Raw genomic sequence first — 24414 nt, 5'->3', positions numbered from 1 at the left:
GTTACTCTCCCACCCTTCTCAGCAGTTTCTGTACCAACAAGTTCGTGCCCACCATAATCATAAAGAGCACTGTCGCAATGGCTGAGGCATACCCCATCTCGAACCGCGTGGTACCAAAATCAATCAAATGCGTAACCACCGTCTCAGCGGCATAGTTGACACTTGGGAAACCTGCAAGTGCAATGGATACATCCGCTACAGCGAAGGAGGTCGTTAATTGAATAACCGCACCAAACATCAGCTGTGGACGCATCGAAGGCAGCGTAATGTACCATAGCTCCTGCCAACGGTTCTTGATTCCATCTACAGCCCCTGCTTCATACAACGTCCGATCTACCGTCTGCAGACCTGCGATAAACGCGAGGAAGCCTGTTCCAAGACTGAGCCACAATTGCACCAGGATGAGGATCGGCATAATGTAGGCTTCAGTCTTCAGCCATTGGATTGGCTCAAGCAGAAATCCCCATTTAATTAACAGACCGTTCGCAATCCCGTACCGATCGCCCGAGAAAATCATCAGCCAGATAAAATAGACATTACCCGAAATGGAAGGCGCGTAGAAAATCAACGTCATAAACGCTCTCCATTTCGGAGTCAACTCATTGATAATCCAGGCAAAAACGAAACAAGCAATATAACTGATCGGTCCTGTAATGATGGCAAACAGCAACGTATTTTTGATCGCAATCAGAAATACGTCATCCTCCAGAAATAATCGGGTGTAGTTCTGCCAACCAATAAATTTCGGAAATTCCAGCATGTTAAAGTAGGTGAAGCTCAATATGATTGAGATGACAACGGGAATCACGGTGAACATGGTAAACAGGATCATATAAGGAGCGAGCAGTACATAGGAATGTTTGCTGGCCTTCATTTCCTGGAGCTTCCAGCTCCACCATGATTTCATGCCCATTCTCGGCGTTTTCTCAGGAGGACTGTTTTGTCCGTCTCGGAGTGATATTTGTGACACTGTTAACCCTCCCTCTGCTTACGGAAGACCAAATTCATTACGCTTGATCCGAATCTCGTCCTGAATATACTGGGTATAGTCCATGATGGATTCTCTTGCTTCCACCTGACCTACGACGGTTTTGTAAAACGCATTAAACAGATGGCGTCCTGTAAAGTAACCGCCTGGCACTTCAGGAATACCCTTCACCGTTTCGAATTGCGCCTTCAAATTAGCGTAATCCTCAGCAGGCCATGGAAGTGAATCCAAAGCTTTTATATTCGCAGTCGGATAACGTGCAGCGGCTCCCATCAAACCTTCCATCTCACGTCCGAATTCCGCTTGAATCGGTGTACTGGTCCACCATTTCATAAATTCCCATGCAGCCTCTTGATCCTTCGCACTCTGTAACATCATGACCGCAGTACCACCACCCGGCGTATCGCGGTTCAGTGTTCCATCTTCCTGTACGGTTCCCGGCACGGGCACGAATCCCCACAGGCCACGAATCTCAGGTGCAAAGACAGATAGCTGGTTATACATCGTGTAATCCGTCAAGCCAATAGGCATCTGCCCGGTACGGAAACGATTGGCAAAATCATATTCTCGTTCCAGCTTGTAGTCGGTGTAGAACTCCGTCCATTTTTTGAACGTCTCAATCCCGATACGAGAATCCAGATCCGATTCCTTATCATTATTTCGATAGAACGCACCGCCATTTTGCAGCAGCATCGTTGCATACTGTGAGTTCGGCGGAATATTGACACCTTGCATGTTCGCCTGCGTTACAATCGGCATGCCAAATTCCATATGATTTTTGCTCAGGATCGCAAGTAAGCTCTCGACATCATCCCACGTCTGAGGCACCTCAAGACCGAGCTCAGCAAGCACATCTTTACGATAAAATAACATGTTGAACGTCTGCGTTTCGGGGAGTGCATATACACCAGAATCATAGGCATATGGGACAATCGCACTTTCCCTAAACTCCTGTTCCACTGCGTCATAATCACTAAACTGCGTCAGATCCATGGCTGAATTCCGCATCGCAAAGTTCACAGGCAGGTCATTGCCAATCTGCATCGCAATGTCTGGCCCTTCGCCTGATAACGTAGCTGGCAACAACGTACCCATATTCACCAGCTTCAGATTGACATTAATGCCGCTCTCAGGGGTGAACGTCTCATCAATCATCGCTTTCATTGTGTTCGCTTGATCTCGTCCGCTACCGATCCAGACAGTCACTGTCCGCTGATCCTCGGATGTAGCAACGTTTCCGATCTGGTTATAATCGATGAAAAATGAGTTGTAGAACGTTTTCGCTTCATGCCCGATTTTGGCCATTGGCCCCATGCCCGTTTCAGGAATGTTAAGATCTAGCGAGGTAACGTAGAGTGCATCAATCTCCAGTGGTTGCTCTCTCGCTTGCTGCACCCATGTACCGAGTCCACCTGTATTTGTTTTGTAAGCAGCGAGTCTTCTCGGAATGGTATCCGGCTTCTCAATCATCTCATCGAGCTGTTGCGCCATCGTTTTGATCAGCGCCTCCTGATCACTCGATTGACCGGATAAGATGCGAAGCTGAGCGGCAACTTCCTTCAAACGCTCACTCTCACCACTGAACACTTCCAGCAGATTCGGAATCTGCTTCTCCACCCGGTAATCCCTGAACTCATCAGGCTTAGTACCTGTGATCATCAGAATTCGCCGATACATGGAGTTCAGATTGTACAAGCTATCCTCTACATTGCGGATCAGTGGTGCGAAATCGCCTAGGCTATTTTCCAGCCGAATGACATGTTTGCCCTTGTCCAGCGAGAACTTATAAGGCTCATCCCCGCCCATCACATCTACACGATAATCGCTCTGATACCGAAAAGGAGCTTTCATCATCTCAGCAAATGGAACCTCGCCATCAATGGTTAACTTGCGGGTGGAATAGATCCCTTTCACAAAATTTTGCTGCGCCGTAAATCCGATATGATAAAGTCCATCCTCCGGCACCTCCACTTCCCATTCAATCCATTGTCCCGGCAAACGCCAGTTATAGCCGCCAATCGTATTGATTCGTACCTGGGAAGCGCTGTAAGGAGACACTGCTGAACTCGATCTTTCGCTAGTTGGATATAACGTTGGAGAAGACTTGGCAACGGCAGCCTCCCCTTCTATGCGAATGAGCACATCCTTCGGTTGCGGGAATGAATCGCTATTCTGCGCTTGTGCCATCTCCGAATACGGAGCTACCGGTTTGTCATTGAACAATCGTAAAGAACGTAAAACCATCGGTTCCCGAGAGGATTTCAGCGTTAGTGTGTGTTCCCCTTTTTCCAAATAAAACTTGAATGGTGCTTGTTCGTAGCCGTCCGAATCCTGAAAAATTTCCTCTACCCAGCGCGGTTTATCCACCTGCTTGGGACGAAGATCATTCCCTTGATTATCCTGCTGAACCTCATCCTTCTCATTGCTCCACACCCGATCAAACTGCAAATAGGCGGCTTCCGCAAACGGAAGTTCACCATCAATGTACAGTGCACGCTCAATCGCGGAACTCTTGCCCTCTATAGGGAAATACGTTGCAGAAAGGTTGTACCATCCCGATTCTGGTACGCTGATCATCCAGTCGACCTCTCCGGTCTCACCGGTATGTAGCGATGTTCCTTCCATGCCCTCGTAATGAGCGAGCGTCTGCACCTCACCGCCACTAGCCCGTGTATAATCCCCAGCTTCAATCGTAATATCCACATTCGGCCGAGCAGCTTCGCCTACGTTAGACAAATATTGCTCATACCCCTTCTTCTGCCTTGTCTGCTGCAAGATCGCATCCACTTCAATGGCCGGCAAACCGCCGGGTGGAACATCCGCACTCTCCGCATCTGTCCCCGATGTGAAATAAAAAATCACCCCGGCTGCTGCGATGACCATTACGGCAGGCAGGATCCATTTCTTTCGTTGTAGAATTCCAGCCATCCTACGAGTCCTCCTCATCAAGGCTGATGCCAGCGTTCCTTTTTTGGGATTTAGGAAAAGGGGTACTCCTGCATCTTAGATACGAGGTACCCCTACCTAGGACGTGTCTGAAAACTCGACCAACTCTGCTTCCTTCGGAGTTTTCAGACCCTCCCTAATCATTGCTGGTGTTATTGTTTACTGAGCTTATCTACAGCAGCTTGAGCCTGTGCTTTATACTTCTCTGCTGTTGCCGTGACGGAAGCATTGTTTTTGATGATATCGTTTACATAATCACCGATTGGATAACCTGCATAAGCATCATCCAGCAGGATGCGACCTGTGCCAGCAATATGCTCACGAATCATTGCGATGTCCTTCTCATCTGAGTAGAGGCTTTCCAGGTAATCTTGACCTGGGTACTCTTCAATCTGTGGAATGTCGAAGGTCTCTTCATAGATTTGGTAGACAATCTTCGGATCCTCTACCCCTTTAGGAATGAACTTCGCTGCTGCCGCATTGTTTGCATACGTTACAGACTTATCGCCCTGAGGGCCGTTCGGAATAGGTACGACTCCAGCTGCAAAGGTCAGATCTCCTAATTGCCATTCGGCAGCAGTGAACAGAGCAACGTCTCCATCCTTGAATGTGTTACTCTCTTCCCAATTCGTTTTGTCGCCCGTTTTCACTTTCACCACATTCTCGACGTTATACAGGCGCTTGATAAATTCAGCTGCTTCAATCGTTTTCGGATCAGACAAGCCTTCTTTGGAATTCCCGTCATCTACGATCGTACCGCCATTGGCTGCCGTAAAGTGACGCAGTGCATCGATTACCCAGCCAGAATATCCATAGACATCAATTTTGCCATCGTTATCTGTATCTTTGGTTGCCTGTTTAGCAAGTTCCATGAACTTATCCCAAGTCCACTCGCCGTTGTTATACAGTTCCTGTGGATCAGGCAGCGACAGCTTCTTGAATAAATCGCGGTTATAGTGAAGACCCAGGCCAATACTTGTCGGTGAGTCAAATGCGTAATCATTACCTGCAATAGACGGGAATCTCGTCATCAAGTTAGCTTCCTGATTGATATTGTTCTCACTCGTGGTGAATTCAGAGATCGGCAATAACTGCCCTTTGAGAACAGCCGGGAGTGCAGATTTATATTCCATCTGTACAATATCTGCGAACGGCTCGCCAGCAAGGGCAGTCGTTGTGAATTTGTTCATGTACTCTTCAAACGGTACATTCACGAATTCGATGGTCACGTTGTATTTCTTCTCAACCTCAGCAATTTTATCCAAACGTGCTTTGTCGGACGCAGTCTCTCCAGCTGGTTTCAGATCCCACCATGCTGCAACCTTAATGACACGGCCATTCAGATTCGGAACATCCGCTGCAGGTTCTTCAGCTTCCGTGCTTGCTTCTACCGTTTCTGTCGTATTGCCAGAATTCGTCGTACCTTCTTGTTCACTGGCTGTCTGTGCTGTTCCCCCTCCACTGCAAGCGGATACAAGAAGCATGAACACCAATAAAAGAATAGGAAAAAAGCTCCGTTTTCTAATCATGATTAGAACAACCTCCCCAAATGTGTTTACAAATCATGGCCAAACCGAAACCGATGCACCCCATATGCCCTAAAGAAAATACATGACCACCACCATTTGTTATTTTCTCGTTTGGTTTTAACAAACAAAATTTAACATATCACAATGTAAGCGTCAACATTTTTGTTGTTAACATTTTCTAATTCTTCTGTTAGAATGCAATTAAAGACAATATAACTGCTTATTTCAAAGCATATTATCCATCCCACCTATTGAGTACACATGAATGAAGAACCAATCAATATTTTTTGTTTTTGTTATTTATTTAAAATAACAAAACATAATTTTTTAGACAAAATTCGCCTTAATTCTCGTGTAACCTCACTCATCTTAGCATTTCACAATCCGTTTAAGCCCACCTAGAGCTATCCACTTGAAATGTCTGTCTGTAATTCGATTCAGGGAAATTAATCATGTATACTAGAATCAGTTTCATAATTCGTTGTAGACAATACGGCAGAACTACGAGTGTAAGGATGGTATGATGAAGACGAAGGTAACAATTCAGGAAATTGCACACTTTACGGGCTTGTCGAAATTTGCGGTTTCACGCGCGTTATCTGGAAAATCAGGAGTAAGCGACCAGACACGGGATGTTATCCTTAAAGCCGCAGGCAAGCTTGGATATTTCAAAGATAACGCTGCGTTATCTGGGGATGTACACAATAGTAATGATCTTAATGATCCACAAAACATACGTTGGAGCGGAACGATTTTAATTTTGTTTCCTAACGTCCGTTATCAGAATCAGGAATCCGTATACTGGGGCCCCGTCTTTAATGGGATATCCTCCAGGCTTAATCAGAAGAGTATTAATATACTGACACTGACAGAGCCTTCTGCTGACCAATTATTTACGTTATTAAATCCGGATGCCATTCGAGGCATCATTACGGTAGGCTCCATCTCCACACCGATCCTGCTCGAGATTAAACGTCTGGGTATACCTGTCGTGATGGTCGATCATCTAGATCCCGTCTTCCATAGTGACAGTATTTTCACGGACAATTTTGCGTCCATGCGTGACATTATGCTCTATCTGCTTCGAAAGGGATTCAAACGTTTCCAGTTTGTAGGCAACATCCATGATGCACACAGTTTCTATGAACGTTGGCTGGCTTACAGCTCAGTTCTTGTGGGACACGGGATTGAACTCAACCAGATTCCCGAGCTTAGCAGCCCGGATCTTGAGGACTTTCGCAAGACCTTCAGTTCGCAGTTTAACGAAACCAACTTACCTGAAGTATTTGTGTGCGCCAATGACTTTTATGCCCTCTCTACCATTCAGACGCTAGAAAGTATGGGCATTCGCGTACCTGATCAGTGTGTCGTCACAGGCTTTGATAATGTATATAACGACATTCCTATGCTCGCTAGTGTCAACGTCAACAAGGAGTTACTTGGTGCACGCGCAGTGGATCAGATGTTATGGCGTATTGTGAATCCTGAAAGTAATGTGGAAAAAAAGCTCATTCTCGCAGATGTTATTATTCGAGAACAGTTCGGCCGGCATAGCGGTTGATCTATACCACCGTCAGCCCCATGGTTCTCCTAAGAATGCATGCTTGTAATCCTGTAGCTCTACATGATTAGCGATAGAATCCATTATCGGCTGCTGACATGCAAGTATTAGACTGCATCTTCAGATTTGGACATGTTAAACGATTGTTATCATACTCATGACAAATACCCTAAGCCATTCATGAATGGCTTGGGGTATTTACGCTTGCATTTGCAGTTTAACTTCTTTTCTTCCCGACACCCAGTCGCATGCTTAGGTATCCGTTCTAACATCATCCCACTCTTGATCTAGATAACAGATTAACCAATTCAACGCCCGGTGTCGTTCGTAGGCTACCCCTCCATTCAGACCCGCAGGTGGTGTAGTCCCTTTCACGCGACTGTCTACACAGACCCAGTTATACCGATAGATTAAATCTGCTGCGTCTAGGATTTCACTTGCATCACGGAATGAAGCTTGAGATATAAAGTCTTCAAATGTGTCACATTGCTGCAAATATCCTACCGCTTGTCCCACGTTACATAGCTGTGTTGGAGCACCTAACTCTTGAACATAACCAAGTGCCCACAGCATAACATGATAAGCTTCATATCCCCACGAGAAGGAGATCACCTCCTGCTGCTCCGCCCCATGTTGTTGAATAAAGCTTCGCTCGGTTGGCGAGAAGAATGAACCTGCATCATATTTATCGATAACCTCTTGGACAAGCGCGGCGGTATCTTCTGCACTTTCACCAGCACCCAAACATTCTCCCTTGAGAGCCGCAAGACATAGAGCCACTGCACGTCTTGCCACTTCATCAAGAGATCGAATTCTCGTATGTTCCTCTCCAGCTCTAGCAGGCAAATGTGAATTAAATGGAATGCCCTGTTCTGTCAAAATTCGTTCAGATCGCTCCTTACGCTGAATGCCAGATGGCGACTGTGGCCGCGCTTCATCCAACAGGCTTGGATGCGCGGTTACTGCGTAATCCTCAACTTCTGAATCACCGTTCGTATCAAGTAACAGTTGTCCTTGAGCGTTCAACAGAGAGCCACCGCCCCAGAAGATGAGCGCATCGAGTTGATCCGCGAGTTGCAACAGCTCATTGAAGAAATCCTCGGATATGTCCTCATCTGTCTCAATGCCAATCACCATATTCAAGGTTGAGCATTTGATCAATACTTTTTCCTGGAGAAGAGGGCGGTTTGCATCAATCTGACCAAGAAAATTCATCATGCCTTGCATCATGGTTGTAAATTGCTCCGGATGCGTTCGACTCGTCATGATGTTGAATCCTTTGGTTCTTTTGCTAAACCATTTCTTATGAGTTACGGTAATATGTGTTTTATCTTCATTCAGCTCTATCGAATCTTGGGATACATTGACCGAAGAAGTTCATGAACTTGCTCTAAGTCAAACTGTGAGCTGTATAAGGCACAATTTTTCAATGGATTCACCTGCTTTAGATATTAATCCTTGTACGGATCAAACTCATTGCCCCCGGCCATTGCCACGCCAACCGGACGCAGAATATGATTCACTTTCAAGGTACTTGCATGGGCATGGAGCACATCCTGCAGCTTCTTATACACGAACGGACTTTCATCCGTTCCTGCACCACGCAGTTCTACGCCATACGCGCGGATGGCTTGATACATCTGTTCTTCACTAATCTCTCCGCCCATACGTGTGCGGAGCTTATAATTCATTTTGCCTGCAGCCTGTGTACGACTCATAATCCGTCCTGCTCCATGGACAGTGCTACGGAAAGACTCCGTATTCTCATCGCTGTGAATTCCTTCGACAATGACTGAAATATCTCCCATGCTACCTCCAACAAAACCAAGCTGTCCTGGGGATAACGGTGTTGCACCTTTCCTTACCACGACAGTTTCTTCGCCAAAATGATCTTCTTTCCAAGCAAAGTTATGGTGGTTATGGACAGCGTATTCGCTGCGAGCTCCGAGGATATCCAGTACCTGTTCGATGACGTAGTCACGTCCTGCATATGCATATCTACCCGCAAGTGTCATCGCCTTCCAGTACATATCACCCATCTCGCTACCTAGATCAAACAGTGTAGGAGGCTGATCCATCGACTCACCAGGCGCTTTCCCGCTGAATTCACGCCCTGCTGCCAAGTTAAGGAAACCACTCGCCACTTTATGACCGAATCCACGACTTCCGAAGTGATTGGCAATCCACACCTTGCCCGTAGCTTCTTCCACGAAAATATCCACAAAATGATTACCACTGCCCACGGTTCCGAGTTGGTTGCGTGCCAGCGTCTTTAACTTCTGCTCTAGCTTAGGCTCGATGGTGTCAAATAGCTTCCAGCTCGTATCATCAAACAATTCGTGGTCAATCGGTGTAGGATTGTTCCGTCCCACCCCAAATGACACGACCTGGTTAATCTCATCCATTATCTTCGCAATCCCGTGAGCAATATCGTCCCACATTAGATTCGTACGTACCGCCTTGTTACCACAGGCAATATCGTATCCCACACCTGAAGGACTAATCATATTACGGTAGGCGACTACACCACCAATGGGTTGAGAATATCCTTTATGATGATCCGCCATTAATGCCACACCAAGCACATCTCCATACTGCCAGCAAGTAACAGCCTGACTCACTGCATTCTCCAGCGGTTCCCCCCAAACTTTAATGTTATCAATCACACGCATGATATATAAAACCTCCTTGTACACATAAGACATTAGACAGCAAGAGCTTTGTATATTTTACCAACATTTGTAGATTATCGGCAGGGCTTACGAGATCAGCTAAAGTGCTTCCGGTACCCTGTACCTTCTCATCCTTGAATCCTAGCTTCTCATAAAACTGATGAGCTTCCTTCCGCTGGTCGCCAGATACCAGAATCATATAACCACATGCGAGATCTCTCGCAATCCGTTCGATCTGTAGCATTAGCTTTTGGCCGATGCCCTGCCTGCGCACCAGCTCAGATACAATCACATTTTCCACCACCATAAATGGTTTGCACTGACCTACCAGATCCATACACTCAATGCCCATCACGGAGCCGACCAGCTTCCCCTCATGGAATGCTCCAAGGATATAATAATGCCCATTCTGTTGAATATATCGAAACATCTTCTGCATCTGAACCTCGTTTGTTGGTGTTCCCATCAGCTCATTGTATAAGTGGCTTAATGCTGGCAAATCCTGAAGTTCAATAGCTCTTACGGTTACCATGATGGATTCCCCCTGTTGACCTTAAACGATGAAGCAAGCTCTCATTTAAAGATCTTTCTTAAAATAGTAGTGTGTGTGCCCTGTTGGGGCATTCTCAATAACTGTCGTTACTGTGTACCCATGCTTCTTGTAAAATTCCGGCGCTTGAAAAGAGAAGGTGTTCAGCATAACAAAATCACACTGCTTCTCGCGTGCAAGCTGTTCCACCTCAAGCAGAAGCTTAGAGCCATAGCCCTGATGACGCTGATGCGGATCTACCCACAGAATATCGATTTCAAGCCAGTTCCAGCACAGTGTACTGAGTATACCGGCCACAATCTCGCCAGACTCATTTTTCACATGGAAGTTTAGTTCCTCATACCGATCTCTGAGTTCAGTCGATATATGACTTGCATTATACGCTATTAATTGCTGACGAACATACTGAGAATCTTCTGCAGTACTTGAATTTAAGTTATAATTGGACATCTACAACCATCCCTCATTAGATTATTTAATCATTCCTTTGTCGAGCAGCAGTTGGTATATATCCATGCTCTCACCATCCTCAGGATCCGTATATGTGATCAGATAAATGCTATACGATTTTCCTGACTGCTGGATTTTGAAGGCTGTCCCAGGTCGGAGCCAATCAGGCGACAACTCAATCTGTTTCACTGCGTTGGTTCCAACAGCCAGATAGTTCCACTCCGTTGAAAACGTTGGATCATCCTGAAAAGTAAATGTCTTAAATCCGCCCTTATTCATCCATAAAATGTGCGCAAACTTGGCATCTGGGGTCTGTCCGCTGTCGAATAAAATCTTCCAAAAACCAAATCTATTACGTTCCAAATAGAGCAAAATGGGCTTATCCTCTTCTCCTGCCTCAATTACCTTGTATTCAAGCTGATTCGCATTATATCCCTGATGGTAAGTAGAGTATGACGTTGAGTATCCTCCCCAAGATAAAGCAAGCTTCAAGCTGTTGGCTCTAACGATCAATAGGGTTATTGCAGCAATAATCAAGAGCGATAAGATGATCCAACTTATTTTCTTCAAAAACTCACTCCTTGGTAGCATCATTCGGACTGCACCTCAGCAACCAGAATTCCTTTGTTATTTCAGTTGGGCTAGAAGTCGCTCAGCGACATCTCTCGCATCTTGCAGTTGACCTGCTTCATAAGCTTGACTGAATAGTGCTGACAGCGCAAATTCCGCTTCGCTCTTACCTCGTGCCACAGCCTGCAACTCTGTATCGACCATACCTGGGTCAAATGTGAGCACTTCAACTGGATTCACCGTGCCACCTTGTTCTGCCGCAAGACATTGCGTAAACATGTTGATGCCTGCTTTGGCTGTGCAGTACGTTCCCATAGAGGGCGCTGGATATTGCCCTGATGCAGAAGACACGTTTACAATTTTCCGTCTTACATTCATAGCATGGCTATGGCGGATAAAAGCAGAACTTAATATCATAGGTGCTACCAAGCTAATATTTATACTTTGGCTAATCTCAGTCGCATTGCATTGATCTATCGGCTTAAGCGGTTCAACCATAGCTGCATTATTGATTAGTCCAACGAACTCAGCTTCCTGCGCTGAAACCTGTGCCAGAATTCGAGTCATCAGCTCATCGATCCCCGTATGATCACTAAGGTCATAAGCGTAATGTGAATATTGAGAATGACCTGTTAACGACTCATGAGTTCCTCGTGAAATCCCGTGAACCCAAGCTCCTCTTTCCAATAACACATCTGCTAGTTGCATCCCAATGCCTTTAGAAGTACCTGTGATGATATAATGTTCTGTTCTCATTCGTCATCCTCCTAATTTAAGTTTAAACTGCACGATCTATGTAATTATGCGTCTCTCTTCTTCCACAACGTCACCCAGAGGATGGGTATGCCAAACTCAGCATCTTCCTGATTCATCGTCTTCATCGGACGTAACTCCACGCACTCGAAGGATTCCTCCAGCATATAGCGGAGCTTCTCTTCCGTGAATGCTAGACCACCCTTCATTGATTTCTCCCGGTACACATCCCAATCATCCATAACCGTCTCTGGCCCGCCCATACCTCCGAATCCCGGAGCAAAACAAGTCATTCCAAAGTAGCTTCCTGGTCGAAGTGCATTATAGATCATCTCCAGATACGGTATACGCTGATGAGGCAAGAGATGATGAAGGCAGCCAGAATCATATACGAGATCATATGCTGCCTGCGGAGATAACTCAAATACGGATCGGCACTCAAAGTTAACCTCCAGCTGTTCTTCACTAGCCCGTTCTTTTGCCCATGCAATAGCTGTCTCGGATAGATCGTATGCATCGACTTGGTAACCCTCACGCGTCAGATAGAGCGCATTTCTACCTGGCCCACAACCGAGCTCTAGCGCCTTGCCTCCAGTCAGCAGTCCTGAGTTCACATGTGCTACCAAATTCTCATCAGGCTTATTCGGGAAAAAGGGAATTGGTCTGCTACGATCTTCATAAAAAGGTTCCCAGAACTGTTTTGCGGAACGAAATTCCGCATCTAACATGTCATATACATCCTGCACATTTTTAATTGTTTTCTCCATTGCTTTTGCCTCCTCATTCAGATGAAAACCCCTTACAGAAACAGCACTTCAAACCACTTTCTCTCAAAATCATAGCACACTCTACTATAACATTTTTACCCAAAAGTTCTCCATTTTTCTTGAAAAATTCCCATGATTTATAAGTATAAAATGGGCATACAAAAAGACGCCTAGGAGATCGTATTGCTCCACTTAGACGTCTTTACTACTTACCTATGAAAGTTATAAAAATTATACCAATCTCATATACCTAATCGTTCCCGAAGTGAAGTAATATGAGCAACATGGTGTCTGCCATGCCAGGAATAGACGCCTAGGTTGTAATCCAATCTAGTCGTTTCTTGTGAACCTGGGTGATAGAATGATTTAGAAAAATCTGCATCTGTTAAGGTATGTAACAGCCCGACCCACCGGCGGTGTAATGCATCTAGAATCTGAAGTGAGAATTCAATATCCAATTCCCGTGAATCACTAAGCTCAGCCCAGCGATCCTCGTAATACGGCTTGATTGTTGGATTATCCTCGGTCAGTGCCAACTTGAATCGAATCATGCTGTTCATATGACTATCCGCCATGTGATGAATGACCTGCTTGACCATCCAGCCCCCGTCCCGGTAAGGTAGGCTCAGCTGTTCTGGGCTCAATCCTTCTACAGCTAGACGAGCGTTAGTGGGTAACTGTGCGATGTCCTCAATCCACTGTTCTCTCTGAGCTACAGTAATTTCCCCCGAATGTTCAAATGATCCAATAGGATATCTCAAATCTATCATGTATTCCCTCCACACCTCAGTTTAAATGTTAATTTCGTTCTTCTGAATATATAGCATTACTCACCTGCTCTTACAGCTTTCCAAATATACTTGCGCTCCTGTACACAAATTCGTCCGTCAACCAGACTTTCATCTAGTTTGGCTTGAAGTGACTCCTGAAGTTCAGGCGACGTATAGTCTGGATTTCCTGGCGTATCGGAGAGAAAGAGTGCAAACTCATGTTCATTAGGGAACACCAGAACAGCATCGTTGAATTCTTCAATCGCAATATCTTCATAATGGTTATTCAACAACCGCTCTCTCACCTTGCTCACATCACCATGGATACCAATGATTGTTCCGCCTTTGCGAAGCACTCGGTCATGTTCAATGATAGATGTTGGTCCACGACGATCATAGATTAGGTCAAACTGTTCATCCACAAACGGCATCTTCGTCTTGGTCGTAGCGTGTACAAACTCTACGTTTCTAACACCAGACGATGCCAACCCCGATAATGCAATTCGTATCATCTCGCTGGAGTTGTCGAAACCGGTAATGTACGGAGCGTAAGCTGACATTCGCAGTGTAAACTCACCATGGCCACATCCCGCATCAAGTACCGTAGTATGAAGAGGTAACATTTCAATTAATCGTTTCTCAAACACAACTTCCGCTGATTGTCCTTCGACGATAAACTTCGCCCTGCCCCGATACCCTCCGTTACGTCTCGCAATCATGTCGTACCATTCCAGTCCCATCCGATTCCTCCTCCGCATATTCCTTTATTTAACTATATTCGACAATGACCGTTCATTTCCCCCACTATTCCGAGAATTTTATACTATAAAATTTGAAACGGCAATCCTTCACATTCCGTATAAGAGGTTGTTCAAAAAAATCCGCTTTTGATTACGATAGATGCCTTACAGCATCTCAGCGTCGAATATGGGATTCAGCCGAAATAAGTAGATGCTTACGAAGGTTGTTTCCTTCGGAAACAATGTAGTTGCTCACGTAGTTTGTCTACGCTCCGCTACTCCATTTCTATCTTCATCCCATCTTCTCGGTACTGAAAACCGATCTTTTTGAACACGCACTGTAAGGTCGCAGTCGTATTTTTTACCAGAAATCGAACTGATCCGGAGGTTGAGCAAATGTCATTTTTCAAGAAAATGTTAGCTAGTGTTGGCGTAGGCGCGGCAAAAGTAAATACAGAGTTAGATACCCCTGAGGTTATCCCTGGCGGTGTTATTTCTGGAACGGTATACATACAAGGCGGTGATGTCGAACAGATCGTCGACCGAATATACCTAAGCATTCACACTCATTACCTACGGGAACGCGATGATCGTAAATTCAAGGAGAAGGCAACTATCGCCAAGTTTTTGTTAACCGATGGCTTCACCTTGCAACCAGGCGCGAAGTTAGAGAAACAGTTCTCGTTTGACCTGCCGGAAAATCTTCCGCTCACGTTACATAGTGCTGAGGTATGGGTGGAAACAGGCCTTGATATTGCAAGTGCTGTGGATCCTTCGGATCGGGATTTGTTACGTGTTGTACCCACCCAAGAGATGCGTACCGTCTTAGATGCCATTGACATCCTTGGCTTCAAGTTGCGTGAGGTTACCAATGACTACGCCCCTAAACTTGGCGGCAATCTGCCCTTTGTTCAGGAATTCGAGTTCGTACCAACCAATAAGTTCCGTGGATATTTGGATGAGCTGGAGGTTCTGTTCTATCCGATGGATGATTCGTTAGAGTTGCTGCTACAGATTGATCGTCGCGCGAGAGGGCTTAGTGGCATTTTCTCAGAAGCGATGGGTACAGATGAGAGCTTTGTCCGTCTACACCTGTATGAGCGACATCTTGCACGTGGGGCACAATCGGTGGCACAAGGGCTGGAAGAAGTTATTTCGAAGCACATATAATTGATTGAAAGTGATATAGAACGATAGACAAACGCTCATTAACGAACATAAACAATATACAAGAAATCATAAACGAACAAGCAGTTCTCCCCGGTTAATCGGATAGAGAACTGCTTGTTTGTTAGCTTACATGTAATATCCCGATCATACCTTTTGCTACTTAAGCATATGCATCTGTACTTTTGGTACTCAGTGTATGACGTACGATCTGGGCAAAATCCTCAAAGGCATCACAGGTGCGCAATCCCTCAAGTAGTTCCTCTTGGCGGATCAATTCCACAAATAGATCGTAGATGCCCATCGCTTGCTCATAATCCTCTTTGCATATCGATAACATGAATACCGCGTGTACTTCATTCTCATCATCCCAACGAATAGGCTTCTCCAGCAAACAGACGGAGACAACTGTCCGTGTAGAGCTTAGCTCCAATGGATGGGGAATTGCCATGCCTCTACCCAGAGCGGTAGAAGCCATCTCCTCACGCTCCTGTAATGCAGGCCAAAACCGTTCTGTCACTACACCTCGCGCTGATAACATATCACTCATCTCAGACATGAGCTTGAACTTGTCAGGCTGATCCGTACGATACATGAAAAATTCAGGGTCGAAATAGCGTAGTAACGTCATTTCTTCTTGAGTATCACTAGAACGAACCATGTGCGTAATGGTTGCCATATCGCGTTCTGAAGGAATGGCAGCGATAACAGCCGAAGGCTTGCCCTTAGACTCTCGCAAGCGAATCGTGGAGATCACCATATCCTCGGGAATACTCACCATTTCCTCATATTCACGTAAGGAGACTACGCGAGATACCTCAAGCTCCGCAAACAATGAGCGCAGACGCGATTCAAGGATACGTGCTGTTCCATAACCTGAGCCACATACAAGCAGGACGGACTTTCGTTTTCGATGAGGAATCTGATATTTGCGCTCCAACGCCGCTCCGAAGTGCAATGCCAGATAACCAATTTCGCTATCATTAATTTCATAAGGCACATACGTCTGTAGCTGTTTAACCGCACCAATCGTAATCTCATACGCCAGTGGGTAATATTTACGGATATGTCCCAATAGCGGATTACGCATGTTCATCCCATGCTCTAGCCGTGTAATCATAGGTTTCAGATGGGCGTAAAGGTCACGCGGCAATCGTTCATCATCTCTCAGATCATAACTGTATCGTTCATAGACATAATCTAGCATCCGCTGAACGGTAACATATAGAGGATCATCCGATAGACCACCCCAATCGGTAGCTGTCATTTTTTTGCTAATGATATGCAATAACAGATAATCGCACTCTCCGGCAGAGAAACGAATGGAATATAACGCCTCCAGATCCTTAATCATTTGCAGAGCAAGTTCCTGATCCTGCCCACTCGCCTCTACCGTATCAAACTTCTCTAGCCCATGACCCTGCGTCACACGTAGGACCATAACAGCCAAATGTGTGATCAGATCCTTTAGAGCCAGATCAGCGATCCGAACATGCTTATGACGCAAATGTCGCATCACCACTTCCCGAATTTGGGCTGGATCAACAGGCTGTAACAATTGCTCCTGCGCGACTGTAATTCCATCCGGAGCCAACTGTAATTGTTCATCACGCACGTCAGCATATTCAGCGAGGCAATACCGGATGTTTTTCTCATCCCCGGTTACCTGCACGCCATATCCAGGCTTAATGCAGAGCTGCAATTGATAATTCTCCAGAATCTGACGAATGATCTTCAGATCATTATTCATCGTTGCACGGCTTATAAACAATTGATCAGCGAGGTCTTCCATTTTGATATGACCTGGTTCGTTTAACAATTTAAACAATTCAAATCGTATCCGCTCCTCAGGCGATCCAGGCATAGGCAAGCTTCCGGATTGAAGATTGTGCCGATTTTCAAGCAACTCATCATAACTGGAGGGCTCATCAATTACGATGGAGTATCCCTTGCCTCGTTTGGATTCCAGTCTGCTTCCATGTTGTACAAGGATGCTCTCCAGCTTCTTCAGATCGTCCCGAATGGTTCTCACTGTGACCTCTAGTCTCTCTGCAAGAGCCTGGCTTGTCCACGCCTGATCCTGCCCTTCACCATGAAGAAGGAGAAACAACTTCTGTAAACGTTTGTATGGAAAAATCATATCGATATCCGACCTCCTCTCTGATCTGTCTAAGCTGAGCATTCGATAATAACCATTTGACCACGTCTAACTGTGAACAGTATTTATATTAATCTGCCTTAGATACAAGGACGGTCAACAGCTTGCAATGGGTAAGCTCAGGTAATGAAATGACTTGCTCTTTACGCGCAATAACCTGTGCAGGCTCCAAAGACCGTTCTGCCAAGGATACTCGTTCCACCGAAACCGACTGATTGAACTGAACTGTTGCTTGTGCATTTTGCTTCAAGTACGGGTTGAATACGCGGATAATATATCCATCACTATGCTCCGCTTTCTTGAACGCGCTGAGTACAGCATTGGATTCCTCGTTAAAGGACATCAAACTATAGTTCTGTGGCAACGTACGCTCTTCGTCACGGAAGGCGAAGATCAATCGGCCATTCAAAAAGTCACATAATTGATAGCTAGCGATCGGTGTTAGATACTCACGCGCAACATGCGCTACCTTCGCTTCATCCAGTCCTGCATTGTGGATATACAGTGCAAACGAGAAGTTCAGCTCACCCAGCAACTGGGCATCTGGTGTAGCAACGATTTTCTCTCCCGAAGCTCGCCCCGGGCGATACACAAGATTTTCTTTACCCATGAAACCAAACGTCCGGAACAAGGTCAAAGCAATGGTATCCATCTTCTCGCCTACAATCTCGTATTCACGCACTCCTTCGGTGATCACCACAATGCCACGATTACCGTCATTCAATCCCGCATAACTCTGCATCGCTTCAATCGTGATCGGCTTCTCTTGCCATTTCTCACGTTCCCACACTTGGGCTTCAGGCAAGGATGTAGGACGAGCAATGATACCAAAAGGCTGATCTGCAATCGATAAGGAGGAGACTAGACCTGTATCAAAGAGTACACGCAGTCGGTGGCTAAGCACCTGATTTTGTACCTTAAGCTCAAAGCGGATCAATCGCTCGCCCTTACGAAGTCCCACTTGAACTTGAATTGGCAGTTGTCCCGAGCTTATACCCGCTTCACGTTCATGCAGATCCGCAGGCACACTCAGTGTGCATCCCAGTTGAAGTTCCTCAAGAACGGTGGTCTTCGCTGTAGTCACATTCAGTTTGCTGCCAATGGAGGATACAATTAGATCCCGCTCCGGCGGTGAATAGTTGTAAGAGTCTCCGTCATCACCGTTATCTTCAAACACCATCTGATTGGCATACGTCTGCCCAGAGGTTTTATCTGTAATGGTTAATGTACCGTTATCTTCAACAACGATAGCAAAAAATTCATTCTCGATATGCTGATCATTGCGCCGCTCAATCGCAGGTGCTGCTCCCTGACTAAAGTCAAAGATGATCTGAGTATACCCCATCGCTGGAACCTCTTGCAGTTCTACCAATAGTTTCGCGCGGTATACACGATCTGGGAGATAGACTTTACGACTTGGATTCAGATCAATGTGTTGCCCTAACACATAGTCTGTCTGATCTACTTTGTCCACAATCGTATAAGCCAGTTCTCTTCCCTTCGTATCACGAATGACAAACGATTCCTCTGGAATGTACGCTTCAATCTCCGTAACACCCCCACGAACATACGGTAAAGTATTGAACAGGGTAAAGGCAAATGTCTCCTCCTGCTCAATGGTTGAAGCAATCATTCGCATATGCAAATCTAGTAGATTGCGTGCGATGTCATTGGCCTGTTTGTAACGGAAAGCGACGTCCTGATTCGTAGTATCACTATTGCATCCACCAATACTGTCATGCGCTGCATTCTCAAACATCAACTTCCAAATATCTTCCACAATGCGATGCGGATATTCATGCCCTAGGGAGTGACTGATGGCAAGTACAGGCTCTAAGATGTTCGCAATGAAGTTCTCAATCTGGTTATTCTGTTGCTTGAGATCTGCACGCGTGGAGAAAATGGATTTGTGAATACGCATGTGCTTGGCTTCCATTAACTCACCACGGAGTACCGGCAGATCATGACTGTCTGCTTCAATCTCTGCCATGAAGCGTTCCGGCTCATTCATTACATATTCACGTTTGTCATCTAGCTCGTTGAAGCGTTCAATCAACTGAGGCAGATTCAAACGAACCGGTGCTTGGTCGAAGCCGTTGGGGAAGTAAATATGCCGCGTTGATGCTTTGTTTTCAAGCGCGCCAATCTGTTTTTCCAAATACGGCTGCAAATCCTCGGCATCTTCTGGAATGTTTCCTCCGTAGTAGTATCCAAATGGCATTTGAACCGCGAAAACTTGGCTACCATCCGATCCTTCCCACGTAAATTCGGTACGCGGATTCGTATTATCGGACACCCCACGCCAGAACAAGAAGCGTTCAATTCCGAACTCCCGATAAATTTGCGGCATTTGTGCTGATTGTCCAAACGCATCTGGCACATACCCAACCTTCATGGAATGCCCATACTTGCGTGCTGTTTCCGTTCCATAGTACAGGTTTCTAACCATGGATTCACTGGAAATGACCAACTGATCTGTTTGGGTATACCACGGGCCTGTCATGAGTCGTTTAGCTGAAACTAGGTTGCGAATACGTTCCTCGTCCTCTGGGCACCAACGGATGTAATCATCCAACAAGGAGCCCTGAGCATCTAGCAGATAATAATGAAATCCTTCGATATTCTCCAGTGCATTTAGCACTTCTTTGACATGTTTGACTAGATAAACTTTGGAACGAGAGGTGGTGAAGTACCATTCCCGATCCCAGTGTGTGTGTGGAATAACATGCACCTTCGTACGTTCTCTCTCACTCATCTCTGTATCCCTCCAGTTGCTTATTTAGCTCTATATAGTTCAACTAAAAGATGTTTACACTAACCACTCCGATGACAGAACAACCTTCCGATCGCTGTTATCCCCAGATTTTTTTGATTCCCTTCTCCAAAGGGAAAATCCAGGGATAAAGGCGAACGTTTCGCTTCTTCACGTTATTTCTGTCCCCTTCGTTCTCGTGTAAAAGTTTAGTTGAATACATATTGGTTCTAATAAATTCTCATTTATTTAATCAAACACCAGTTCAATCTCTTCTCCATTTTTCTTCACAGAAGCTTCCTTCGTTTCAGCAGGTTGTTTCTCTTCTTCATCTCGGAAGTTAACAAGCATCGTCCCTCCCGCAACAATGAGTGCCCCGAAGATTCCTCCGGCAAGGTACGCAAGTGGTGTACCTACGGAGATTGCACCGTACAATCCACCGATTGGTGGCATGATGATGTGCGCGCCGAGCAACGCGGTTAGTGCTGCACCTGATGCACAGGCAACCATGTTGACCAAAATCATTTTCGCAGGATTACGCAAAGTAAATGGAATTGCTCCTTCTGTGATGCCGATGACACCCATAATGACAGCACCTTTACCCGCTTCCTGATACGTTTTGGAGAAACGTTTCTTCATTAGCAATGTTGCTAAACCGTAGCCAAGTGGTGGAATACAGATTGCAATGTTGATGAATACGTTAGGCAGATATACACCAGATAGGAACAACGCGTTACCTGCCATCCAAGCGGCTTTGTTCACGGGTCCGCCGAGATCGAATCCGATCATTGCACCTAGAATAATAGCAAGCAAGACTGTATTGGTTCCGCTCTGACTCATGTTCTGTACCCATGTAATCAGATAATCATTGAGCGCGCCCAGTGGTCCGCCAAGAACAACGGCCATTAGGAAACCCGTCAGTCCCACAGTGATCAGTGGCAAAATGATTAAGGGTACCGAGCCCTCGGCTGGACCTGTGATTTTAACTTTATTTTTGACCCAGAGCGTGATATATCCGGCAAAGAAACCCGAAATGAGCGCGCCTAGAAAACCTGCGTTTGTCTGTTGAGCCAATACCCCACCGATTAAACCAGCGGCCAGCGCCGGTTTGTCAGCAATTGAATAAGCAATGTAACCAGACAATACAATGGTCAGTAGCCCGATACCACTCCAACCTACATTTTGTACCAGGTATAAAATATGCAAGAATCCGCTTCCATCTTTGTATGGATCAAGGTCTGTTATACCCATCGACAACGCGATAATCTTACAGATCGCTACAACCAAGGAACCCGCGATAATAACTGGCAGCAGGTAGGATATACCTGTCATGAGATGTGTTTTTGCTTCACCAAACCATTTTCTCATCTTACTCTCTCCTCATATGGAAGATAATTTAGGATTGTGCTTTTACCGCTTCTACCGCTTTGGTTAGCACCGCTTCAGCTTGACTAACCGCATGACCGATTTTGACACGAACGACCTTCTTATCGCCGAATCGCTCCATATCCTTCACCGTTTGATCCGAAGCGATGAGTACAAAATTAGCCGCTGCAATGTCCTCATCTGTCAGCTTGTTCACTTGTCCCATTGCGCCTTGCTGCTCAACTTTGATCTCGTAACCCAATTGTACTGCTGCCTTCTCCAATGCTTTTGCTGCCATTGGCGTGTGGGCAAGTCCTGCGATACATGAAGTTACACCTACGATTTTCATTATGACACCAGTCCTTCCGTATATTGATGAAGCAAGCCGTATACATCTTCCGGCTTCGCCGCTGCTGCAATGCCCTCTTTGAATGAATCTTCGAGTAATAATGTAGCTAGTGAGGAAATAATCCTCAGATGAGATACGTCCACATGACCCTTCGGTACCAGTATGACAAAAATGGTTTTCACAGGCTTCCCATCATGAGAATCCCAGTCAATCGGCTCGCTCAAACGAATCACCATTACTGCTGGACGAGTCACCGCTTCGCTCTGCGTATGAGGAATTGCGAAGTGATCCTGCAACCCCGTGGAATAGACTTGTTCACGCTCCCACAAATCAGCTTCAAGCTGTTCGCGGTTGCTCGTAATGTGATAACGTTCAGCCTCGGCGGAAATGAATTGAAATACATCCTCTTTGTTAGGCAATGATTGATCCAGATAAATCTGATCTGTTGTAATCATGATTCCTGTCTCTCCTCTCTCTATCCAACACGATAAGCGCTTACAAGATCATTGTAACGGATTGTTTAACCAGCTTGGATATACAAAATTTCCCCTTCGAACCGGAAAAACATTAGATTTAACCTAAAAACCCCGAGTCCAGAAGGACTCAGGGAGATAGGGAACGATGTTTAATTGAAGGGTGAATGATAAACCAGCATGTATTTGTTAACAGTATCTAGGTTTGTTTCACATGCATCCAGATTTGTTTCACGAGCATTACGTTACAGATGTGCCTTCCGTTGCTTCATTCTTGAACGAACATAGTAGTACAAACATGTGAATAGAATAAGTTCTGCTCCACTCATTAACATGAATGTCAGATCAGCTCGAACAACCGTCCCAAACGCAACTGTAGATTGCAATTTCTCCACAGAAGAATAGCTGTATACAATAGCCGGTTCATATCGATACGTTAATATCATACCTTGGATGACTTGCCAACAGATAATACCCAAGGTTAACAGCAGACTTAAGATAATGGATTCAATCGCCAGACGTTTGTTCAATCTCATCGTTTAGCCCTCCTATGGATTGTATGGTTGAACGCTATTCCAAAGTCAGTTCCTTCTACATCACGTTGGAATAGATGTGCTTGACCACATCATCCGTAGTCATATCATCGGTTACAATATGTTGTTCAAATTGCACATCCTGAAATGCCTCTAGACATTTAACCGCTTGTTGGTACGTCCACCCACCTAGCTTATCGCCACGTTTGGCTAACCTCTCATGCAATGTATCCATTGAAGTCATTAGTGTAAAATGATACAGATTGCTGTCTAATTCACTAAGCCCACGATAAATATATTCGAAGCGTTCTGTATCATAGATTGTCATCGGCACAATTAAATGTTTATCATACTTATGCCTCAGTTCACGGGCGATGGTTACGGTAAGTATTTTCCATAGTTCCATATCCTGAAAATCGTCTGTGTTCTCTTCCTTCATTCTTACGTCCTCTGGAATCACCTTTCGCAGCATATAACCAATCTCTTCAGGGTCAAAGATCATGCTGTTTGGAATTAACGGCTGTAGCTGGTTCGCAGCTGACGTTTTGCCCGCGCCAAATGCTCCATTGATCATCACAATCACGCAAGTCCACTCCTCCGTATCACGCTCGTCGCGTATACATCTTAAGTTCGCTTCATTATTCAGATAAGAGTTGCTCCAACTGCTGCTTCAAACTGTCCATGTTGGCATCCACATACTGATAGAGCATTTCAAATACTTCTTCATTGTCAGATTGCATCAATAATCCTTCCGCTACATGCTGTACTTGTTGCATCACTTCATGAACCTGCTGTCCATGCACCTCTAAGGAATTCGTTACCTCCCCCTCGGACAACCCATTCACATTCTCTCTAAGCTGTGCAGCACTCACTCCGTTCGCGGATAAAATGTCCTGAATACTCTGCATAATCTCTGCATCCGTCTCATTACCGATTCGCTGTAACACCGCTGTCGTTTCACTTATAAATTGCCCACTTGAATTTTCCAAATATCCAGCTATTCCATTCATCGATAATTCGGTGTCTAGTTCAATAAGAAGGATCATTTCTCGTAAGATTTGCGGGATCTCTGTCCCACATTCTCTAATGGTAGCAAATTCAGCGCGGTATAGATCCATCGCTACGTTACCCACCACTTCTTCACCTGACATGGATTCAAGCTGATCCAAAGGTAATAATTGCTGTAATTCTTCTATTAATTGTTTCATTTCTCTGCCTCCAATAATTCTCTATCTATAACGAGCTACCAATGATGACTACTTACCATTCTGCTGACAGTATGTGCCGACACCTCATCCCATCATAGCAGAATATGCTATAC

Annotated in this window: 22 protein-coding genes; 2 read left to right on the top strand and 20 right to left on the bottom strand. The window is 45.4% G+C overall.

Going from position 1 to position 24414, the window contains the following annotated elements:
* Position 1: 1 nt before the first annotated feature.
* From DMB88_RS08535 to DMB88_RS08525, 3 genes are all read right to left on the bottom strand, one after another.
* Positions 2 to 913: a carbohydrate ABC transporter permease gene (locus DMB88_RS08535; protein ID WP_128104371.1), complete on the bottom strand. Its 912-nt coding sequence runs from the start codon at positions 911 to 913 to the stop codon at positions 2 to 4.
* Between the two features lie 75 nt (positions 914 to 988).
* Positions 989 to 3916: an extracellular solute-binding protein gene (locus DMB88_RS08530; RefSeq protein ID WP_128101019.1), complete on the bottom strand. Its 2928-nt coding sequence runs from the start codon at positions 3914 to 3916 to the stop codon at positions 989 to 991.
* A 170-nt stretch (positions 3917 to 4086) separates the two neighbouring features.
* The gene (locus DMB88_RS08525) at positions 4087 to 5463 is read right to left on the bottom strand and encodes an ABC transporter substrate-binding protein (protein ID WP_128101018.1); all 1377 of its coding nucleotides are present in this window, start codon (positions 5461 to 5463) and stop codon (positions 4087 to 4089) included.
* Positions 5464 to 5983: 520 nt separating this feature from the next.
* On the opposite strand from DMB88_RS08525, the gene DMB88_RS08520 reads away from it, so the two are divergent.
* Entirely contained in the window at positions 5984 to 7024 is a 1041-nt protein-coding gene (locus DMB88_RS08520; protein ID WP_254438506.1) for a LacI family DNA-binding transcriptional regulator, read from the top strand.
* Positions 7025 to 7276: 252 nt separating this feature from the next.
* Here DMB88_RS08520 and DMB88_RS08515 read toward each other — a convergent pair whose 3' ends face one another.
* The 9 genes from DMB88_RS08515 to DMB88_RS08475 form a co-directional block, all read right to left on the bottom strand.
* A complete protein-coding gene (locus tag DMB88_RS08515; RefSeq protein WP_254438505.1) occupies positions 7277 to 8290 on the bottom strand; it encodes a DUF4272 domain-containing protein in 1014 nt (337 codons plus the stop codon).
* Between the two features lie 185 nt (positions 8291 to 8475).
* A complete protein-coding gene (locus tag DMB88_RS08510) occupies positions 8476 to 9696 on the bottom strand; it encodes an RtcB family protein (RefSeq protein WP_128101017.1) in 1221 nt (406 codons plus the stop codon).
* Complete coding sequence (locus DMB88_RS08505; protein WP_128101016.1) at positions 9683 to 10228, bottom strand: GNAT family N-acetyltransferase; 546 nt, start codon at positions 10226 to 10228, stop codon at positions 9683 to 9685. Before DMB88_RS08505 ends, DMB88_RS08510 begins: the two co-directional genes overlap by 14 nt.
* Positions 10229 to 10273: 45 nt before the next feature.
* The gene (locus DMB88_RS08500; protein ID WP_128101015.1) at positions 10274 to 10696 is read right to left on the bottom strand and encodes a GNAT family N-acetyltransferase; all 423 of its coding nucleotides are present in this window, start codon (positions 10694 to 10696) and stop codon (positions 10274 to 10276) included.
* 21 nt (positions 10697 to 10717) lie between these two features.
* Positions 10718 to 11266 (bottom strand): hypothetical protein, encoded by a 549-nt coding sequence (locus tag DMB88_RS08495; protein WP_128101014.1) that lies wholly within the window; start codon positions 11264 to 11266, stop codon positions 10718 to 10720.
* Positions 11267 to 11323: 57 nt separating this feature from the next.
* The gene (locus DMB88_RS08490; protein ID WP_128101013.1) at positions 11324 to 12022 is read right to left on the bottom strand and encodes an SDR family NAD(P)-dependent oxidoreductase; all 699 of its coding nucleotides are present in this window, start codon (positions 12020 to 12022) and stop codon (positions 11324 to 11326) included.
* Between the two features lie 44 nt (positions 12023 to 12066).
* Entirely contained in the window at positions 12067 to 12786 is a 720-nt protein-coding gene (locus DMB88_RS08485; RefSeq protein WP_128101012.1) for a class I SAM-dependent methyltransferase, read from the bottom strand.
* 242 nt (positions 12787 to 13028) lie between these two features.
* Positions 13029 to 13556 (bottom strand): YfiT family bacillithiol transferase, encoded by a 528-nt coding sequence (locus DMB88_RS08480; RefSeq protein ID WP_128101011.1) that lies wholly within the window; start codon positions 13554 to 13556, stop codon positions 13029 to 13031.
* A 56-nt stretch (positions 13557 to 13612) separates the two neighbouring features.
* On the bottom strand, positions 13613 to 14296 hold the full coding sequence (locus DMB88_RS08475) for a class I SAM-dependent methyltransferase (protein ID WP_128101010.1): 684 nt from the start codon (positions 14294 to 14296) through the stop codon (positions 13613 to 13615).
* Positions 14297 to 14692: 396 nt separating this feature from the next.
* Here DMB88_RS08475 and DMB88_RS08470 point away from each other — a divergent pair, with 396 nt between their 5' ends.
* The gene (locus DMB88_RS08470; protein ID WP_128101009.1) at positions 14693 to 15466 is read left to right on the top strand and encodes a sporulation protein; all 774 of its coding nucleotides are present in this window, start codon (positions 14693 to 14695) and stop codon (positions 15464 to 15466) included.
* Positions 15467 to 15626: 160 nt separating this feature from the next.
* Here the strand turns inward: DMB88_RS08470 and DMB88_RS08465 are convergent, their stop codons facing one another.
* The 8 genes from DMB88_RS08465 to DMB88_RS08430 all read right to left on the bottom strand — a co-directional run bounded on the left by DMB88_RS08465 (position 15627) and on the right by DMB88_RS08430 (position 24301).
* Entirely contained in the window at positions 15627 to 17603 is a 1977-nt protein-coding gene (locus DMB88_RS08465) for a BglG family transcription antiterminator (RefSeq protein ID WP_128101008.1), read from the bottom strand.
* An 88-nt stretch (positions 17604 to 17691) separates the two neighbouring features.
* Entirely contained in the window at positions 17692 to 20376 is a 2685-nt protein-coding gene (gene mngB, locus DMB88_RS08460; protein ID WP_128101007.1) for a mannosylglycerate hydrolase, read from the bottom strand.
* 246 nt (positions 20377 to 20622) lie between these two features.
* Positions 20623 to 21741, bottom strand: a complete 1119-nt coding sequence (locus DMB88_RS08455; protein WP_128101006.1) for a PTS fructose transporter subunit IIC — start codon at positions 21739 to 21741, stop codon at positions 20623 to 20625.
* Between the two features lie 28 nt (positions 21742 to 21769).
* Positions 21770 to 22087, bottom strand: a complete 318-nt coding sequence (locus tag DMB88_RS08450; protein ID WP_128101005.1) for a PTS fructose transporter subunit IIB — start codon at positions 22085 to 22087, stop codon at positions 21770 to 21772.
* Entirely contained in the window at positions 22087 to 22542 is a 456-nt protein-coding gene (locus tag DMB88_RS08445; protein WP_128101004.1) for a PTS sugar transporter subunit IIA, read from the bottom strand. The genes DMB88_RS08450 and DMB88_RS08445 overlap by 1 nt, the downstream gene beginning before the upstream one ends.
* A 263-nt stretch (positions 22543 to 22805) precedes the next feature.
* Positions 22806 to 23096, bottom strand: coding sequence for a hypothetical protein (locus DMB88_RS08440; RefSeq protein WP_128101003.1), 291 nt, complete (start codon positions 23094 to 23096; stop codon positions 22806 to 22808).
* A 55-nt stretch (positions 23097 to 23151) separates the two neighbouring features.
* Positions 23152 to 23667, bottom strand: a complete 516-nt coding sequence (locus DMB88_RS08435) for an AAA family ATPase (RefSeq protein ID WP_254438628.1) — start codon at positions 23665 to 23667, stop codon at positions 23152 to 23154.
* Positions 23668 to 23731: 64 nt separating this feature from the next.
* Positions 23732 to 24301, bottom strand: coding sequence for a DMP19 family protein (locus DMB88_RS08430; RefSeq protein ID WP_128101001.1), 570 nt, complete (start codon positions 24299 to 24301; stop codon positions 23732 to 23734).
* Positions 24302 to 24414 lie beyond the last annotated feature (113 nt).

Origin of the sequence: Paenibacillus sp. DCT19 (assembly GCF_003268635.1) — a bacterium.
Lineage (GTDB): Bacteria > Bacillota > Bacilli > Paenibacillales > Paenibacillaceae > Paenibacillus.
This window is presented reverse-complemented; position numbering and strand designations above follow the sequence as displayed.

What these genes read in the sequence shown, in the direction of transcription:
- DMB88_RS08535 (WP_128104371.1), bottom strand. Translation starts at nt 913, where the DNA reads ATGGGCATGAAATCATGGTGGAGCTGGAAGCTCCAGGAAATGAAGGCC.
- DMB88_RS08530 (WP_128101019.1), bottom strand. Translation starts at nt 3,916, where the DNA reads ATGGCTGGAATTCTACAACGAAAGAAATGGATCCTGCCTGCCGTAATG.
- DMB88_RS08525 (WP_128101018.1), bottom strand. Translation starts at nt 5,463, where the DNA reads ATGATTAGAAAACGGAGCTTTTTTCCTATTCTTTTATTGGTGTTCATG.
- DMB88_RS08520 (WP_254438506.1), top strand. Translation starts at nt 5,984, where the DNA reads ATGATGAAGACGAAGGTAACAATTCAGGAAATTGCACACTTTACGGGC.
- DMB88_RS08515 (WP_254438505.1), bottom strand. Translation starts at nt 8,290, where the DNA reads ATGACGAGTCGAACGCATCCGGAGCAATTTACAACCATGATGCAAGGC.
- DMB88_RS08510 (WP_128101017.1), bottom strand. Translation starts at nt 9,696, where the DNA reads ATGCGTGTGATTGATAACATTAAAGTTTGGGGGGAACCGCTGGAGAAT.
- DMB88_RS08505 (WP_128101016.1), bottom strand. Translation starts at nt 10,228, where the DNA reads ATGGTAACCGTAAGAGCTATTGAACTTCAGGATTTGCCAGCATTAAGC.
- DMB88_RS08500 (WP_128101015.1), bottom strand. Translation starts at nt 10,696, where the DNA reads ATGTCCAATTATAACTTAAATTCAAGTACTGCAGAAGATTCTCAGTAT.
- DMB88_RS08490 (WP_128101013.1), bottom strand. Translation starts at nt 12,022, where the DNA reads ATGAGAACAGAACATTATATCATCACAGGTACTTCTAAAGGCATTGGG.
- DMB88_RS08485 (WP_128101012.1), bottom strand. Translation starts at nt 12,786, where the DNA reads ATGGAGAAAACAATTAAAAATGTGCAGGATGTATATGACATGTTAGAT.
- DMB88_RS08480 (WP_128101011.1), bottom strand. Translation starts at nt 13,556, where the DNA reads ATGATAGATTTGAGATATCCTATTGGATCATTTGAACATTCGGGGGAA.
- DMB88_RS08475 (WP_128101010.1), bottom strand. Translation starts at nt 14,296, where the DNA reads ATGGGACTGGAATGGTACGACATGATTGCGAGACGTAACGGAGGGTAT.
- DMB88_RS08470 (WP_128101009.1), top strand. Translation starts at nt 14,693, where the DNA reads ATGTCATTTTTCAAGAAAATGTTAGCTAGTGTTGGCGTAGGCGCGGCA.
- DMB88_RS08465 (WP_128101008.1), bottom strand. Translation starts at nt 17,603, where the DNA reads ATGATTTTTCCATACAAACGTTTACAGAAGTTGTTTCTCCTTCTTCAT.
- mngB (WP_128101007.1), bottom strand. Translation starts at nt 20,376, where the DNA reads ATGAGTGAGAGAGAACGTACGAAGGTGCATGTTATTCCACACACACAC.
- DMB88_RS08455 (WP_128101006.1), bottom strand. Translation starts at nt 21,741, where the DNA reads ATGAGAAAATGGTTTGGTGAAGCAAAAACACATCTCATGACAGGTATA.
- DMB88_RS08450 (WP_128101005.1), bottom strand. Translation starts at nt 22,087, where the DNA reads ATGAAAATCGTAGGTGTAACTTCATGTATCGCAGGACTTGCCCACACG.
- DMB88_RS08445 (WP_128101004.1), bottom strand. Translation starts at nt 22,542, where the DNA reads ATGATTACAACAGATCAGATTTATCTGGATCAATCATTGCCTAACAAA.
- DMB88_RS08440 (WP_128101003.1), bottom strand. Translation starts at nt 23,096, where the DNA reads ATGAGATTGAACAAACGTCTGGCGATTGAATCCATTATCTTAAGTCTG.
- DMB88_RS08435 (WP_254438628.1), bottom strand. Translation starts at nt 23,667, where the DNA reads ATGATCAATGGAGCATTTGGCGCGGGCAAAACGTCAGCTGCGAACCAG.
- DMB88_RS08430 (WP_128101001.1), bottom strand. Translation starts at nt 24,301, where the DNA reads ATGAAACAATTAATAGAAGAATTACAGCAATTATTACCTTTGGATCAG.